Here is a 15,692-nt window from a genome sequence, read left to right on the forward strand (position 1 = left end):
CGGCTACTGACCGCGGAACACCGGGGGACGCTTCTCGGCGCGGGCGGCCCGCGCCTCCTGCGCGTCGTAGCTCTTCCACGCCGCGTGCAACGCCGCGAGCTGCTCGGGCGGCGGCGGGCTCTGGGTGCCGTCGTCGTTGAGCACCATCTTGAGGTGTTGCAGCGACAGCGGCGCCAGGCGCGCGATCGAGTGCGCCCACTGCTGTGCGACGGCGAGGTCGCCGCGCTTGTTGGCGAGGCCGTGCGCCAGCGCATCGTCGGCCCCGACCTCTTCCGCGCCGAGCAGGATCGTTCGTGCCGGTCCGCCGCCGATCAGGGCGGCCAGCCGGTGCACCGTCCACCGGTCCACGGAGATCCCGAGCTTGGCGGCGGGGATCGCGAAGCGCGCCTCGGGCGCGACCACCCGCAAGTCGGCGGCGAGCGCCAGCTGGCTGCCCGCGCCGATCGCGGGGCCGTTGATCGCGGCGATGACGGGGACGGGGACCGAGTCGATGGTGTGCAGCATCTCGAGCAGGGTGTCGGTGAACCCGTCGGCGTACACGTCGCCCGACAGGTCGGCGCCCGCGCAGAACGCGCTGCCCTGCCCTGTGAGGACGATCACCCGTGCGCCGTCGGTGACGGACTTCTCCGTCTCCTCGCGCAGCAGGTCGCAGATCTCGGTGTTCAACGCATTGCGACGGTCGGGTCGTTGCAGTTCGAGGGTGAAGACGTCGCCGTCACGACTCGTCCCGATCATGTCCACTCGCTTTCTTCGTGATTGCTGTCCACTGACGAATTCTCCCCTGCCCACCCGACTGGACGTCTGTCACCCAACCACAGCGGGATCGGCCGGAACACAGGAGCCTCTCCGGTAGTTGTGAGGGTGGAGGTGAGGACCGAGATGAACAGTGAAGTGGACGTCGCCGTGATCGGCGCGGGGCAGGCGGGGCTGTCTGCCGCCTACTATCTGCGCAGGTTCGGGGTGGAACCGGAGTCCGGTTTCGTGGTGCTCGATCACGCGCCGGGACCCGGCGGCGCGTGGCAGTTCCGGTGGCCGTCCCTCACGCTGAGCACTGTCAACGGTGTCCACGACCTTCCCGGGCTCGGCTTCGCCGCGACGATCGGGGTGGACCCGAACGACCCCGAGGCCGCGCTGGTGCACGCGTCGAGCGCGGTTCCCCAGTACTTCGCGACGTACGAGAAACAGTTCGAGTTGCCGGTGCATCGCCCCGTGCACACCCGGGTGGTGTGTGCCCGCGACGAGCGTCTGCGCATCGAGACCGACAGCGGCGTCGTGTCCGCCCGCGGCCTGATCAACGCGACGGGAACGTGGGAACGCCCCTTCATCCCCCGCTATCCCGGCGCGGAGTCGTTCACCGGCCGCCAGGTGCACACCAAGGACTACTCGTCGGCGCAGGACTTCGCGGGAAAGCATGTTCTCGTCGTCGGCGGCGGCATCTCGGCGGTGCAGTTGCTGGACGAGATCTCCCGGGTCACCACCACCACGTGGGTGACGCGCCGCCCGCCGGAGTTCCGGGACGAGCCGTTCACACAAGAGATCGGCCGGGCCGCCGTCGCTCTCGTCGAGGACCGGGTTCGCCGCGGGCTGCCGCCGGGCTCGGTGGTGTCGGTGACGGGACTGCCCGTGACGCCCGCGATCCGCGCCGCCCGCGAACGCGGGGTGCTGGCGCGGCAACCGATGTTCAGCGAGATCACCGCGGACGGCGTCCGCTGGGCCGACGGGCACGAGGTGAAGGTCGATGTGATCCTGTGGTGCACGGGTTTTCGCAGTTCACTCGATCACCTCGCACCGCTGCGGCTGCGCGGACCCGGCGGCGGCATCACGATGACGGGGCGCCTGGCCACCCAGGTGGCGTCGGATCCGCGGATCCATCTCGTGGGCTACGGACCGTCGTCGTCGACGATCGGCGCGAACCGGGCCGGGCAGGCGGCGGCCCGCGAACTCACCCGCCACCTCGGGTTGCCGGCCCCTACCTGATCAGCGAGGCGACGAACGAGGCCTGGTCGGGGCCGGCCTGGTACATGCTCCCGAAGTGGCCACCCGAGTACAGCCGGTAGTCGAGATTCGTTCCCGCCCCGCGCATCTCGGAGACGAGCTTCTCCGTCAGCGGCAGCGGCACCGACGCGTCGGTGACCCCCTGCACGAGCAGCAGCGGACGGTCGTATCCCGCGATCGGGACCTCGAGGTATTCGCGCAGCGCGTCCTGCAGCGCGGGCACGTCGAGTGCCCGCGACAGCATCTGCGCCACCGACACGGTGCCGGTCATGGCCGCGAACTGCCGGAACGGCACTTCGGGAGCCGCGTCCACGAACTGCTTCCCGACCGGGGTCAGATAGCTGTCGACGTCCAGTTCCGGGTACGCGTCCCGGACCCCGGCGATCAGGTACGACATGTACACGGTGAGGCCGGCGAGGCCCTGCGGCGGAAACGAGGGGCCGCTCCAGTTCGACACCATCTCGATGTTCGACGGCACCCCGTTGGCGACGGCCCCGCGGTAGTCGAGTTCCGGCGCGTACGACGTGGCGACGTGCGCGGCGAACACGGCGGCCTGACCGCCCTGGGACAGTCCGACGGCCATCCACGTGGACGAGAGGTCGGCGTCGACCTCCCTGGCGGCGCGCACGGAGTCGACGACGCTGCGGCCTGCGACCTTCCCGTCGAGGTAGGGCGGCACCCCGGGGGTGCCCAGGCCCACGTAGTCGGTGGCGGCCACGGCGTAGCCGAGTTGCAGCCAGCTGCTCACGTAGTCCGAGGATTGCGGGTCGACGCCCGTCACGGAGGGCGCGTCGGCGTCGGAGTCCCCCACCGTTCCGTGCGCCCACGCGATGACGGGCCATCCCCCGGCGGGCGGCGTCCCGGGCGGCACGAACACCATCCCGGTGCAGGGGGTGATGCCGTGCCGGTCGGTGGTCAGGTACGTCATCCGGTACGCACTTCCGGTTCCGCGGAGCCAGAGTTCGGCAGGCAACTCGGACGACGCGACGACGGTGCCGGGGGACGATCCGGCCCGCAGAGGATCCGCACCGACAGTTGGTGCCCACAGCACGCTGACCAGTGCGAGCAACGCCACGATGCGCCACCATCTCCGCACCTCTCAACGGTAGCTGCGCGGGGGTGGCGCAGTACTGTGAATCGTCCACTCGCGGGGAAGTGGGACGCACGAGACCGGGAGAGCAGAAGAGACATGAGTGACGACAGCCCGATCCTGACTCCCGGCGACACTTGCTGGCAGGTTGCCCACGCCGATCGTCTCGCGTGCATCGTCGACGCGGCGGACTACTTCCGGCACGCCAAGTCCGCGATGCTGCAGGCGCGCAGGCGCATCATCCTCATCGGCTGGGACTTCGACACGAGGATCCAGTTCGAACCGGACGAGAAGACGCTCGACGGACCCAATCAGCTCGGCAGGTTCCTGGCCTGGCTGACGCGCGAACGTCCGGATCTCGAGATCTACCTGCTCAAATGGAACATCGGGGCGTTCACCGCGATCGGGCGCGGGATGACGCCGATCTTCGTGGTCAACTGGGTGACGGACCGCCGCCTGCACTTCGAACTCGACGCCGCCCACCCGATCGGCTCGGCGCACCACCAGAAGATCGTCGTCATCGACGACGCGCTCGCGTTCTGCGGCGGCATCGACATGACCGTCGACCGGTGGGACACCCCCGAACATCGGGACCGCAACCATTACCGGACGCAGCCGAACGGCAAGCGGTACGGGCCGTGGCACGACGCGACGACCGCCGTCGACGGGGACGCGGCGAAGGCCATCGGCGAACTGGCCCGCGCCCGGTGGAAGGCGGCCACGGGCCAGGATCTGGCGGCGGTCGACGAGATCGCGGGACGGACGCCGTGGCCGGAGGGGCTGGAGCCGACGATGCACGGCGTCGACGTGGGCGTCGCACGCACCCTGCCGGAGCTCGACGACCGGGACGAGGTCCGGGAGATCGAGGCCCTGTACCTGGCCGCGATCGCAGGCGCCGAGCGGTCGCTGTACATCGAGAGTCAGTACCTGGCGTCCCGCACCCTCGCCGAGGCGATCGCCGCGCGACTCCGCGAACCGGACGGGCCGGAGATCGTGCTGGTGCTGCCGCGCAACGCCGACGGCTGGCTCGAGCAGAAGGCGATGGACGGCGCCCGCCGCCGGTTGCTGCACCTGCTCTGGCGGGCCGACACCGGGAACCGGCTGGGCGTCTACTACCCCGTCACGGCGGGCGGTGAACCGATCTACGTCCACGCCAAGGTGCTGGTGATGGACGACCGTCTCCTGCGGGTGGGCTCGTCGAACCTCAACAACCGGTCGATGGGTTTCGACTCCGAGTGCGATCTGGCGGTCGAGGTCACCGCGGACACTGCGAACGGTGACGAACTGCGGGAGACCATCCTCGGCATTCGCCGTCAGCTGGTCTGCGAGCACCTGGATGTCCCGGCCGGGCTGTTCGAGGACACACTGGCCGAGACGTCGTCGCTCCTGGGCACCGTCGAAGCGCTGCGCGGTGGCGGCCGCACCCTGGAGAAGTTCGAGCCGGACACGGTCGAGGACGAGGACAGCCCGCTGGCCGAGAACGAACTGATGGATCCGGAACGCACACCGCCGAGCTTCTGGGAGCGGACCAGCCGGGTCCGATTGCGGCGCAGGGTGATCCGTCGTCAGAAGGCGGCCGGTTCGGTGCCATAGATGCGCCGGTAGTCCTTGCGGAACGCCCGCCGCCCCAGGATCGACCACGCCATCCTGGCCGCGAAGGGCATCTCCGACAAAAACATTCGACGCTCCTCGGGGGTCGCCCCCTGGAGGATGAAGCCGAGGAACACCAGCAGCCGGTCCTTGGGGATCGACGCGCGGCCGCGGTCGCCCATCTCCTGCCACTCGGCGAGTGTCATGAACTGCTCGGCCATCGGGAGGATGTGCCGCTCCTCCTCGCCGAGGTGCTCGTCCAGCGCCGTGGACAGCGCGGTCAGCGTCTTCGCCAGCGGTTCGCCGTCCGCCGCGTCCGCCGTGAACGCCGCGCCCTGCGACTGCGCCAGCGACAGCAGTTCGGAGATGCGTTCGTGCTGTTCCTCCATCCGCAGCACCAGCGCCGCGTCGGTCGGTGCGCGATCGAGCAGCTTCGGCCACAGCAGGTCGTCCTCACTCGAATGATGGTGGTGGAGGGCGGTGGCGAGTTCCTCGAAGAACGTCACCACCTCCCCGGCCCGGGCGGTGTCACCGGCGGGGACCCGGCGGACGAGCGCGGGCAGCGCGGCGAACTGGCGGCGGAAGCAGTTGTGGACCACCACCATCTCGCGGGTGTCGGGGCGGGTCGTGTGAGCAGTCGGAGTCGTCATGCGATCAAGGGTCGGTTCGGCGTCTTGGAGAGCACTTGGAGGCCACTAGTGCTTACGCTGGGCACGATGGTGCGGATTCGAGTACTCGGGACGCTCGAGGCGGAGGACGAAGCGGGGGCGGTGGACCTCGGCGGCCCCCGCCAGCGGGCCGTGCTCGCCCTGCTGCTCGTCGCGCGCGGCGAGGTGGTTCCGGTGGATCGGCTCGTCGACGACCTGTGGCACGGGGCTCCCCCGGCGCGGGCCGTCGGTGCACTTCAGGCATACATTTCGAATCTGCGGCGGGCGCTCGAGCCGCGCCGCGCGCCGCGGGCGGACTCCACCGTCCTGGTGAGCCGCGCCCCCGGCTACGCGCTCACCTTGCCCTCGTCCGCGGTCGACGCATGGGAGTTCGAGACCCTGGTCCGTTCCGCCGCGGGCACCGGGCGCGCCGACCTGGAGCGGGCGCTGAGCCTGTGGCGGGGGCCCGCGTTCGCCGAGGTGGCCGGTGAGCACTGGGCGCTCGCCGAGATCGCCCGGCTCGAGGAACTGCGGGTGGTGGCGCGCGAACGGGTGGTGGCCGCCGCCGTCGCGTCCGGCGACGCCGCGGGCGCGGTACTCGACGCGCAGTCCCTCACCCGCGACCATCCGCTCCGGGAAGAGGGGTGGCGGTTGCTCGCCCTGGCGTTGCACCGCAGCGGGCGGCAGGCCGACGCCCTGGCCGCGTTGCGGGAGGCCCGCGCCCGGCTGGCGGACGAACTCGGCCTCGACCCCGGTCCCGGTCTGACCGAACTCGAACACGGGATCCTCACGGGCACCGTTCCGTCCGCACCCGCACCCGCCCCGGTGCCCGTCGACACCACCCCGGCCCCCTGGTTCCTCGGCCGCACCGCGGAATTGGCGACCCTGACCGACCTGATGAGCGATCCCGGCACCCCGGTGGTACTCCTGGGCGGCGACGCCGGATCGGGGAAGTCGTCCCTGCTGCGCCGGTTCCGTCGCACCCTGCACGCCGCGGGGTGGCAGGTGGCGGTGGGCCGCTGCCCCGAGGTGGACGGCGCCCCGCCCGCCTGGGCGTGGGTGGAGATCCTGCGGGCACTGCGCGAGACGGTCGACCCCGGTGCCGAGGCGGACGCGCTGGCACCCCTGCTCGCCGACGACCGTTCGCACGCGGCGCGGCCGGACGACCCGAGCGGACGGTTCCTGCTGCACCGTGCGATCGCCGACTACCTCGGGACCGTCCGCGATCACGGCCCGCTCGCCGTCGTCCTCGACGACGTCCACCGCGCCGACGAGGACACCCTGTCGATCCTCGTGCGGCTCGCCCAGCAGCGGTCGCCGATCCTGCTGATCCTCGCGTTCCGCCCGGACGAGGTCGACGCGAACCTGGAGAACTGTTTCGCCGACCTCGCGTCGCTGCAACCGACGCGCATCCGCCTCGGCGGACTCGGACCCGAGGACTCGGCGGAGTTGATCCGGCACGTGTCGGGCCGCGATCCCGACCCCGGCATTCTCCGCGCGCTCGCCGACCGGACCGGCGGAAATCCGTTCTACCTGCAGGAGAGCGCCCGGCTCCTGGACAGTGAGGGCGAACTGGTGGCCACGTCGGAGGTGCCCGAGGGGGTCCGGGACGTTCTCCGCAGGCGGATCGCCCGCCTCCCCGAACTGACCGTGTCCGTCCTGCGACTGGCCGCGGTCGTGGGCCGCGAATCCGACGTCGACGTCCTCACCCGGGCCGCCGAAGTCGACGAGGACACCGTGTTCGACGCACTCGAATCGGGGGTGATCGCCGGACTGCTCGGCGAGCCGCGCGCCGGGACCGTCCGGTTCACGCACGCCCTCGTCCGCGACACGCTCTACTCCGACCTCACCCGGTTGCGCAGGAGCCGCTGGCACGCCCGGGTCGGGTCGGCGCTCGAGGAGTTGCGACCACACGACGTCGCGGCGCTCGCGCACCATTTCTCCGAGGCGCTGTCCGCTGCCACAGCACGGCAGGCCCTCGACCACAACGTCGCGGCCGCGGCGCAGGCGGCCGACCGCTACGCCCACGACGCGGAGATCGGCTACCTGAACGACGCCCTCCGCGCGGCCGACCGGTTGCCGCCGGACGACGCGGCGTCCGTGGACGAACGCGTCGACCTCCTCACCGAGCTGAGCCGCACCCAACTCGCGGCGGGCATCGGACTGGACGGGGCCCGTTCGCGGAAGCGGGCCCTCGAACTCGCCCGGGCCGCGGGCCGCACCGATCTGGCGATCCGGGTGCTCGCGTTCGTCGACACCCCGACGCCATGGATCAACCGGCGCTACGGCGAGGTGGACACGGCCGTCGTGGACCTGATCGAGACGCTGCTGCGGGACGAGGAACCGGAGCCTGCGGTGCGGTGCAGGCTGCTGGTCACGCTGGTCCACGAGATCGGGGCGGAGGATCACGAGCGCACCGGGTCCGCGGTCCGGGAGGCCGAGGTCCTCGCCCGCGACCTGGACGATCCGGTGCTTCTCGGGCTGGTGCTCTGCGCCGTTCACGCCGGAACCGGCTCGCCGACCAGCACACTCGGCGACCAGGTCATCGGCGACGAACTGCTCCGGATCGGCGACCGGACCCAGCTACCGGTGTTCACCATGCTCGGCCATCACCTGCTGGCCGAGATCGCGTCCGGCAACGGCGACATCCCGGCGATCGAACATCACATGGGCCGGCAGTCGGAACTGGCGGACCGGTACCGGTTCCAGCAGGCGCAGGCGACCCGGCAGATGAACCGCGCGATGGTCGCGCACCTCACCGGCGACCTGGCCGCCGCGGAACGCCACTACGAGCGGGGCCACGAGTTGATGGTTCGGGCGGGCCTCGACGCGGACAGCGTCTTCGCCCTCGCGGTGTTCACGCTGCGGCTCACCGAGGGCCGGGCCGGCGAATTCGAGGCCGTGATCGCGACGGTCGACAGCGCCGCGACGGACGTGCTCGCCGATCTGCACGCCCTCGCCCTTCTCGGCAACGGCAAACCGGAGCAGGCGCGTCAGGTGCGGCGCCACCTCCGCCCCGTCCGCCGCGACTTCTTCCATTCCCTCATGATGTCGCTGCGCGGCATCGTCGTCGCCGGGCTGGGTGAGCGGGACGAGGCGGCGTCCGTGCACGCGGAACTGAGCCCGTACAGCGGGCAGATCGGGGGCGGCGACACGGCGGCGTTCGCGGTCGGGCCCGTCGACACGATCCTCGGCGACCTCGAGATGCTGCTCGGCAGGCCCGAAGCGGCGCACACGCACTACGCCGCGGCGCTCGCACTGGCCGAACGCTGCGGCTGCCCGGCCTGGATCGACGCCGCCCGCACCCGGGTGACCACCCACCCAAGCGAGTTCCAAGTGGGTCACTAGCGGCCGGGCGCACAGTCGGAGGCGACAGAACCATCCGGCATTCCTGGAGGCTCCCTCATGAGTTCCCTGCTCGCCCGCCTCGGCGCGGCCGCCGCGACCCGTCCCTGGCGGGTGATCGCCGCGTGGCTGACGCTGCTCGTCCTGGTGTTCGCCGCCGCATCCGCGTTCGGCGGCACCAACCACGACGACTACAACGTGCCCGGTCTGCCGTCGCAGCAGGGGACGAATCTGCTGAGCGAACGATTCCCGGAGATGTCCGGGGCGGATGCGCGGGTGGTCGTGCACTCCGACGCGGGCCCGCTCGCCCCCGGGGTCCTCACCGATCTCGGGAGCAGACTGGCGGACGTCAACGGGGTGAGTGCCGTGTCGCCGCCGCGGATGTCCCAGGATTCCGACACTGCGGTGATCAGCCTCAACTACCGCATCCCGGTCACCGACTTCCAGGGCAGCGAAGGCGTCGACGCCCTCGAGGCCGCGGTCGCCGGCACCCGGGCGCAGGGACTGCAGGTGGAACTGGGCGGGCAGGTGCCCGAGAACATCTCCAAGCCGTCGGGCACCGCCGAGGCGGTGGGCATGATCCTGGCGCTGATCATCCTGGTGTTCGCGTTCGGTTCCGTGGTCGCCGCGGGACTGCCCCTCGCCGTGGCGCTCGTCGGCGTGGGCATCGGGTCGGGCCTCATCACGATCATGGCCGGGTTCACCGGCATCAGCACCATCGCACCGACCATCGCGACGATGGTCGGCATCGGCGTCGGGATCGACTACGCACTGCTGCTCGTCACCCGGTACACCGAGGGCCTGCGGTCCGGGATGCCGGTCCGGGACGCCGTCGCCGCCGCCAACTCCACGGCCGGCACGTCGGTGATCTTCGCCGGGACCACCGTCCTCGTCTCCCTGTTCGGGTTGCGGCTGTCCGGGCTGCCGATGTACGCGTCGTTCGGCTACGCCACGTTCGCGATGGTCGGCATCGTCATGCTCACCTCCGTCACGCTGGTGCCCGCACTGTGCGGGCTGGCGGGTACCCGGGTGCTCGGCAAGCGGTCTCGTGCCCGGACCGAACGTCGCACGACGTCGCCGCTGACCGAACGGTGGGCGATCCGGGTGAGCCGTCGCCCGTGGCTGTGGGCGCTGACGGCGCTCGGCGTGCTGCTGCTCCTGGCCGCGCCGGTGCTGGGCATGCGGACGTGGCCGCAGGACGCGGGCAGCGCACCGGCCGCCAACACGATCCGGCAGGCGTACGACCTGATCGACTCCGAGTTCGGGCCCGGCGCCAACGGAACGCTGATGGTGGCGATCGACCTGAACAAGGTTCCGGCAGCCGAACTTCCGGCGATCGCGCGTGACCTCGCGGCCGAACCCGGGGTGGCGTCCGTGACGCCGGTCCTGACGAACGCCGATTCGACGGCCGCACTGATCTCGGTGCAGCCGACCACCGGACCCAGCGATCCCCGCAGCACCGAACTGCTCGAACGGATCCGGTCCGACTCCCCCGACGGCGTCCACGTCACCGGGCTCACCGCGGTGTTCGCCGACATCTCGGCCCGTCTCGCCGAACGGCTGTGGCTGGTGATCGCGTTCGTCGTCGCGCTGTCGGTGGTGCTGCTCACGTTCGTGTTCCGCGCGCCGGTGGTCGCGGTGAAGGCGGCCGCCATGAACCTGCTGTCGGTGGCCGCGGCCTACGGCGTCATGGTGATGGTCTTCCAATGGGGTTGGGGTGCAGAGTTACTCGGCCTCCCCCATGCGCTTCCGGTGTCGAGTTGGGTGCCGATCCTCATGTTCACCATCCTGTTCGGACTGTCGATGGACTACGAGGTGTTCCTGCTCTCCCGGGTCCGTGAACGCTGGCTCGCCACGGGCGACTCGCACCGGAGCGTCGTCGAGGGACTCGCGTCGACGGGCCGGGTGATCACCAGTGCGGCGGCGATCATGGTCGCGGTGTTCGCCGGGTTCGCGCTCGACGGCGACGTCACCGTGAAGATGATGGGCGTCGGCCTCGCGTCCGCGGTCCTCATCGACGCGACGATCGTGCGGATGGTCCTGGTGCCAGCGACGATGTACCTGCTGGGCGACGTCAACTGGTGGCGGCCGGGCGGACGCCGCGACACGGCAGCCGGCGGGGACGGAGGCGGGGCGGCTACGCCCGCAGGCGCTCCACTTCCGCTTCGAGCGCGATGACCCGCCGGTACAGGGCCTGGATGCTCGCCATGCACACCCCGTTCGCGTCCACCATGGCGATGCGGCGGTCGTTGGAACCGAGCCCGAAGGCGGTGGCGAAATCCTGCGCCATCGGTCCCAGGTGCCGCACCGACTCGTGATCGAACCCGTAGGTCCAGACGCTGACCGGCATCTCGGCGAGGCGGTCGAGCACCTCGCTCGCACTGGCGGGCGGCGCCTGGACGGCCACCCCGCGTTTGCGGGTCAGCAGCGCATGAAACCACGCCAGCGGGTGGCGGGTACGGGCCGCTGTTCGCGCCCGCACCCGCCCCCGACGGGTGTCGACCCACACGGAGTCAGTCCGGGAGTTCGCCGACATCGTGCTTGATCGTCGCGTCGCTGAGAAGCAGGCCGACCCCGAGGGCCATGACGCCGATTCCGAGTCCGATTGCGGCTCCGCCCAATCCGAGCATGATTCCGAGCATGTTGTCTCCTGTCGTCGATGGTGTACGGGATGTCGTGCCCCCGCTTTCTGAACACCTACGACTCTCGCTGCTCCGCGCCTCCGAGATAAGACACCTTAGGGGTGGTGCAACCCCACCCTCGACGCGGCGCCGGACGGCACAATGGCGGCCATGACGGAATTACCGGAGTGGGCCCGCACGCTCGACCTCGCCCCGCACCCCGAGGGCGGCTGGTACCGCGAGACGTGGCGCAGTGACGTCACGATCCCGGAGGGGAGCCTGCCGGACGACTACCCGGGACCGCGGTCGGCGGGCACCGCGATCCTGTTCCTGCTGATGCCCGGACAGCAGTCGGCATGGCACAGCGTGCGCAGCGCCGAGATCTGGCTGTACCACCGGGGCAGCCCCCTGCGGCTCGAACTCGGCGGCGACGGAAGCGAACCCGCTTCCCCCGACACGCTGATCCTCGGCGCGGACGTCGCGACGGGCCAGCAACCGCAACTGCTCGTCCCGCCGCGGCACTGGCAGCGCGCGAAGCCCGAGGGCGACGAACCGACCCTCGTCAGTTGCGTCGTCACCCCGGGCTTCGACTTCGCGGACTTCCAGCTCTAGACGCTTCGCGCTCGTGCGCCTTTCCGGTACCTGGAACAACCAGAAAGGCGCACGGGTGCTACGCGCCGAACGTGTCCGGGTCGGGCCCGATGCGGCCGTCGGCGCGGGTCAGCGAACCGATCGTGTTGATCTCCTCGGGGGTCAATTCGAAGTCGAAGACGTCGAAGTTGGCGGCGATGCGCTCCGGTGTCACCGACTTGGGGATGACGACGTTCCCGATCTGCAGGTGCCAGCGGATGATCACCTGCGCGGTCGTCTTACCGTGCGCGGCAGCGATCTTCGCGATGGCCTCGTCCTCGAGGACGGTGCCCTGCCCCAGCGGGCTCCACGCCTCCGTCGCGATGCCCTTCCCGGTGTGGAAGGCGCGCAGGTCGGCCTGGTTGAACCGCGGGTGCAGTTCCACCTGGTTGAGCGCGGGCACCTCGCCCGTCTCGGCGATCAGACGGTCGAGGGTCTCCGGGGTGAAGTTGGAGACACCGATCGACCGCGCACGCCCGTCGGCCTTGATCTTCTGGAAGGCCTTGAACGTGTCCACGTAGCGGTCCGCGGACGGCACCGGCCAGTGGATGAGGTACAGGTCGACGTAGTCGAGGCCGAGCCGGCTCAGGCTGGTGTCGAACGCGCGGAGCGTGGAGTCGTAACCCTGGTCGTCGTTCCACAGCTTGGTGGTGACGAACAACTCGTCACGGGCGATGCCGGAGTCCGCGAGCGCGCGGCCCACTCCGGTCTCGTTCTCGTAGATCTTGGCGGTGTCGATGCTGCGGTACCCGGCCTTCAGCGCCTCGGCGACCGCGGCGTAGCTCTCGTCGTCCGGCACCTGCCACACGCCGAAGCCGAGCGCAGGAATGCTGTTCCCGTCGTTGAGCATGACCGTAGGTACAGGACTCTGTGCATTGTTGAAACCCATGGGACTGTCCAACCGGGCACCCCGACCGGATGTTCCCGCCCGTCTCAGAATGTGGACTTTCGCGTGTCGTTTCGGTATCACCGGGTAATCCGACGGCATCGGCGTTCAGGTGGTGACGCGCCCGGTGAAAGGGGCGGACATGGGCCTCGGGTACACATTGGCCTATCGGTTCAAGATCACGCCCTGGGTGAAGGCGGGCCGGGTCTTCGGGAACCAGATCGAGACGTTGATCGATCCCTTCGACGCACCACCGGGCGAGGTCCTCGACATCGGATGCGGCACCGGTGACCACGCCATCGAAATGGTCCGGCGGGGGTGGCAGGTGACGGGGATCGACATCGTCCAGCTCGCCCTCGACAAGGCGCGGTCCAAGGCCCGGAAGGCGGGCGTCGACGTGCGGTTCATGCACGCGGACGCCACCGACCTCGAGCACGCCGTGGGCCGCGGGTACCACCTGATCCTGGACGTGGGGTGCTACCACGGGCTCAGCGACCACGCCCGGGTCGCGTACGCCGAGAACGTGACGACCGTGGCCGAACCGCACGCCACGCTGCTGATGTTCGCGTTCGGGCCGGGACATCGCGGCCCGCTGCCGCGGGGGGTGTCCCGCTCCGACGTGGAGCGCACGTTCGAGAAGTGGAAACTCGTGTCGGACGTTGACGCCGACACGACCGGCATGCCGGGACCGCTCAAGAAGGCCGACCCCCGCTGGTTCCGGCTCGTCAAGCGGTAAACCGCCCGTGAGTACTTGTTAACCGCCCGCGGTTAACAAGTACTCACGGGTCCTGGGACAATCGTCAGGTGACTGCAACACTGCGCATCAGCGGACTGTCGGCTTCGCGCGGTGAGCGCACCCTGTTCTCCGGCCTCGACCTGACCGTCGCCCCCGGCGACGTGACCGGACTGGTGGGGGCGAACGGGGCAGGCAAGTCGACGCTGCTGACCACGCTCGCCGGGGTCGGGTCCGCGGACGTCGAAGGCAGCATCGTGCTCAGCCCGCCCGACGCCGCCGTCGGCTACCTCGCCCAGGAACCGGACCGGATCGCCGGCGAGACCGTGCTCGACTTCCTGGGCCGCAGGACCGGCGTCACCGAGGCCGAGCACACCATGAACGCGGCCGCCGAAACGCTCGGCGAGTCGGACGAGGACCTCTACTCCCCCGCGCTGGAACGCTGGCTGGCGCTGGGCGGCGCCGACCTCGCCGAGCGTGCGGAGAAGGTCGTGAACGACCTCGGGCTGGGGGTGCCGCTCGACGCACACATGACGTCGCTGTCCGGCGGGCAGGCGGCGCGCGCCGGGTTGGCGTCGCTGCTGCTGTCCCGGTACGACGTGCTGCTGCTCGACGAGCCGACCAACGACCTCGACCTGGTGGGGCTCGAGCAGCTCGAGCGCTTCGTCGGCGAGAGCCGCGCGGCGATGGTGGTGGTGAGTCACGATCGAGAATTCTTGGCGCGCACCGTGACCGGCATTGTGGAACTCGACCTCGCGCAGCAGCAGATCGCGGTCTACGACGGCAGCTACGACTCGTATCTCGCCGAACGGGAGATCGCACGCAGGCATGCCCGGGAGGCGTACGAGGAGTACGCCGGAACCCGTTCGGATCTCGAGGACCGCGCGCAGATGCAGCGGAACTGGATGGAGCACGGGGTCCGGAATGCGCGCCGCAAGGCGAAGGACAACGACAAGATCGGCAAGGGGTTGCGCACCGAGTCCACCGAGAAGCAGGCCGCGAAGGCCCGGCAGACGCAACGCCGGATCGAGCGGCTCGAGGTGGTCGAGGAGCCGCGCAAGGAGTGGGAACTGCGGATGGAAATCGCCGCCGCCCCCCGAAGCGGTTCGGTGGTGGCGACGGCGAACGGCGCCACCGTCGCGTGGGGCGGGGACCGCGAGTTCACGTTCGGCCCGGTCACCACTCAGGTGGACTGGGGTGACCGGATCATCGTCACCGGCGCCAACGGCTCCGGGAAGACGACCCTGCTGAAGGTGCTGCTCGGCAAGATCGCCCTCGACGCGGGTACCGCCTCACTCGGTTCGGGTGTGGCGATCGGCGAGATCGATCAGGCCCGCGGCCTGTTCGAGGGCGCCGAGAAGGTGTCCGACGCGTTCGCGGCGCAGGTCCCGGACTGGCCGGACGCCGACGTGCGAACTCTGCTCGCGAAGTTCGGCCTCAAGGGACACCACGTGCTGCGGCCCGCGGCGTCGCTGTCGCCCGGCGAACGCACCCGCGCCGCCCTCGCCCTGCTGCAGGCGCGGGGCGTGAACCTGCTGGTGCTCGACGAACCCACCAACCACCTGGACCTTCCGGCGATCGAACAGCTCGAGCAGGCGATGGAGAACTTCGACGGCACGCTGCTGCTCGTCACCCACGATCGGCGGATGCTGGATTCGACACGCAGCACCCGCCGCTGGCGGATGGACGGCGGCCGGCTGTCCGAGGAGTAGTCAGTCGCCCTCGGCCATGGGCGGCAGCGCCTTGACGAACGGCGGGTCGTAGTCGACCTTCCCGAGCTTCGCGGCGCCACCGGGCGATCCCAGGTCGTCGAAGAAGTCGGCGTTCGCCTTGGTGTACTCGACCCACTGGTCCGGAACGTCGTCCTCGTAGAAGATCGCTTCGACGGGGCAGACGGGCTCACAGGCGCCGCAGTCGACGCACTCGTCGGGGTGGATGTAGAGCATCCGACCGCCTTCGTAGATGCAGTCGACGGGACATTCTTCGATGCATGCCTTGTCCAGAACGTCGACACAGGGCTCCGCGATGGTATACGTCACGTCTGTAATCCTGTCCTTTCCTGCCGTCCTGCGCGAATCGCCTCCACTCTGCCACTCAATTCCCCAGGGTCAACCTGTCATTTCGGCGCCCACACCCCATTGCCCACGGTTGACAA

The 15,692-nt window shown here is 70.2% G+C and carries 14 protein-coding genes; 7 read left to right on the forward strand and 7 right to left on the reverse strand.

Translation table 11 applies throughout. The features are described 5' to 3' along the window. Nucleotides 1-3: 3 nt before the first annotated feature. The gene (locus JWS13_RS16850) at nt 4-735 is read right to left on the reverse strand and encodes an enoyl-CoA hydratase (protein ID WP_206006659.1); all 732 of its coding nucleotides are present in this window, start codon (nt 733-735) and stop codon (nt 4-6) included. Nucleotides 736-879: 144 nt separating this feature from the next. Here JWS13_RS16850 and JWS13_RS16855 point away from each other — a divergent pair, with 144 nt between their 5' ends. Beyond that, complete coding sequence (locus tag JWS13_RS16855; protein WP_206006660.1) at nt 880-1,977, forward strand: NAD(P)-binding domain-containing protein; 1,098 nt, start codon at nt 880-882, stop codon at nt 1,975-1,977. On the opposite strand, the gene JWS13_RS16860 is transcribed toward JWS13_RS16855, so the two are convergent. After that, nucleotides 1,970-3,070 carry a lipase family protein gene (locus JWS13_RS16860; RefSeq protein ID WP_206006661.1) on the reverse strand — a complete coding sequence of 367 codons (1,101 nt, stop codon included), beginning with the start codon at nt 3,068-3,070 and terminating at the stop codon, nt 1,970-1,972. The two genes, JWS13_RS16855 and JWS13_RS16860, sit on opposite strands and share 8 nt — an antisense overlap. Nucleotides 3,071-3,184: 114 nt before the next feature. On the opposite strand from JWS13_RS16860, the gene JWS13_RS16865 reads away from it, so the two are divergent. Beyond that, nucleotides 3,185-4,678, forward strand: a complete 1,494-nt coding sequence (locus tag JWS13_RS16865) for a phospholipase D-like domain-containing protein (RefSeq protein ID WP_206006662.1) — start codon at nt 3,185-3,187, stop codon at nt 4,676-4,678. Here JWS13_RS16865 and JWS13_RS16870 read toward each other — a convergent pair. Further along, nucleotides 4,651-5,325 carry a hemerythrin domain-containing protein gene (locus JWS13_RS16870; protein WP_206006663.1) on the reverse strand — a complete coding sequence of 225 codons (675 nt, stop codon included), beginning with the start codon at nt 5,323-5,325 and terminating at the stop codon, nt 4,651-4,653. The genes JWS13_RS16865 and JWS13_RS16870 overlap by 28 nt on opposite strands. Nucleotides 5,326-5,391: 66 nt before the next feature. Between JWS13_RS16870 and JWS13_RS16875 the strand changes: the two genes are divergently transcribed. Both JWS13_RS16875 and JWS13_RS16880 read left to right on the forward strand, forming a co-directional pair. Continuing rightward, a complete protein-coding gene (locus tag JWS13_RS16875; RefSeq protein ID WP_206006664.1) occupies nt 5,392-8,670 on the forward strand; it encodes an ATP-binding protein in 3,279 nt (1,092 codons plus the stop codon). 57 nt (nt 8,671-8,727) lie between these two features. Continuing rightward, entirely contained in the window at nt 8,728-10,845 is a 2,118-nt protein-coding gene (locus JWS13_RS16880; protein WP_206006665.1) for an MMPL family transporter, read from the forward strand. Here the strand turns inward: JWS13_RS16880 and JWS13_RS16885 are convergent. Together JWS13_RS16885 and JWS13_RS45995 are read right to left on the reverse strand one after the other, a co-directional pair. Then, a complete protein-coding gene (locus JWS13_RS16885; protein WP_206006666.1) occupies nt 10,805-11,176 on the reverse strand; it encodes a tail fiber domain-containing protein in 372 nt (123 codons plus the stop codon). The genes JWS13_RS16880 and JWS13_RS16885 overlap by 41 nt on opposite strands. 4 nt (nt 11,177-11,180) lie before the next feature. Then, nucleotides 11,181-11,309 (reverse strand): hypothetical protein, encoded by a 129-nt coding sequence (locus JWS13_RS45995; RefSeq protein WP_009478066.1) that lies wholly within the window; start codon nt 11,307-11,309, stop codon nt 11,181-11,183. 150 nt (nt 11,310-11,459) lie between these two features. Here JWS13_RS45995 and JWS13_RS16890 point away from each other — a divergent pair, with 150 nt between their 5' ends. Further along, entirely contained in the window at nt 11,460-11,900 is a 441-nt protein-coding gene (locus tag JWS13_RS16890) for a cupin domain-containing protein (protein WP_206006667.1), read from the forward strand. A 58-nt stretch (nt 11,901-11,958) separates the two neighbouring features. Here JWS13_RS16890 and JWS13_RS16895 read toward each other — a convergent pair whose 3' ends face one another. Then, nucleotides 11,959-12,807 carry an aldo/keto reductase gene (locus tag JWS13_RS16895; RefSeq protein WP_206006668.1) on the reverse strand — a complete coding sequence of 283 codons (849 nt, stop codon included), beginning with the start codon at nt 12,805-12,807 and terminating at the stop codon, nt 11,959-11,961. 139 nt (nt 12,808-12,946) lie between these two features. Between JWS13_RS16895 and JWS13_RS16900 the strand changes: the two genes are divergently transcribed. Beyond that, nucleotides 12,947-13,540, forward strand: a complete 594-nt coding sequence (locus JWS13_RS16900) for a class I SAM-dependent methyltransferase (protein ID WP_206006669.1) — start codon at nt 12,947-12,949, stop codon at nt 13,538-13,540. A 68-nt stretch (nt 13,541-13,608) separates the two neighbouring features. Continuing rightward, nucleotides 13,609-15,249 carry an ABC-F family ATP-binding cassette domain-containing protein gene (locus JWS13_RS16905; protein WP_206006670.1) on the forward strand — a complete coding sequence of 547 codons (1,641 nt, stop codon included), beginning with the start codon at nt 13,609-13,611 and terminating at the stop codon, nt 15,247-15,249. Here the strand turns inward: JWS13_RS16905 and fdxA are convergent, their stop codons facing one another. Next, nucleotides 15,250-15,576 carry a ferredoxin gene (gene fdxA / locus JWS13_RS16910; protein WP_005244047.1) on the reverse strand — a complete coding sequence of 109 codons (327 nt, stop codon included), beginning with the start codon at nt 15,574-15,576 and terminating at the stop codon, nt 15,250-15,252. Nucleotides 15,577-15,692 lie beyond the last annotated feature (116 nt).

The sequence above is a fragment of the Rhodococcus pseudokoreensis genome (assembly GCF_017068395.1).
In the GTDB taxonomy this organism is placed as follows: Bacteria; Actinomycetota; Actinomycetes; order Mycobacteriales; family Mycobacteriaceae; genus Rhodococcus_F; species Rhodococcus_F pseudokoreensis.

Coding starts and splice junctions, on each gene's coding strand:
- JWS13_RS16875 (WP_206006664.1), top strand. CDS start 5,392: ATGGTGCGGATTCGAGTACTCGGGACGCTCGAGGCGGAGGACGAAGCG.
- JWS13_RS16870 (WP_206006663.1), bottom strand. CDS start 5,325: ATGACGACTCCGACTGCTCACACGACCCGCCCCGACACCCGCGAGATG.
- JWS13_RS45995 (WP_009478066.1), bottom strand. CDS start 11,309: ATGCTCGGAATCATGCTCGGATTGGGCGGAGCCGCAATCGGACTCGGA.
- JWS13_RS16900 (WP_206006669.1), top strand. CDS start 12,947: ATGGGCCTCGGGTACACATTGGCCTATCGGTTCAAGATCACGCCCTGG.
- JWS13_RS16895 (WP_206006668.1), bottom strand. CDS start 12,807: ATGGGTTTCAACAATGCACAGAGTCCTGTACCTACGGTCATGCTCAAC.
- JWS13_RS16855 (WP_206006660.1), top strand. CDS start 880: ATGAACAGTGAAGTGGACGTCGCCGTGATCGGCGCGGGGCAGGCGGGG.
- JWS13_RS16865 (WP_206006662.1), top strand. CDS start 3,185: ATGAGTGACGACAGCCCGATCCTGACTCCCGGCGACACTTGCTGGCAG.
- JWS13_RS16890 (WP_206006667.1), top strand. CDS start 11,460: ATGACGGAATTACCGGAGTGGGCCCGCACGCTCGACCTCGCCCCGCAC.
- JWS13_RS16850 (WP_206006659.1), bottom strand. CDS start 735: ATGATCGGGACGAGTCGTGACGGCGACGTCTTCACCCTCGAACTGCAA.
- JWS13_RS16880 (WP_206006665.1), top strand. CDS start 8,728: ATGAGTTCCCTGCTCGCCCGCCTCGGCGCGGCCGCCGCGACCCGTCCC.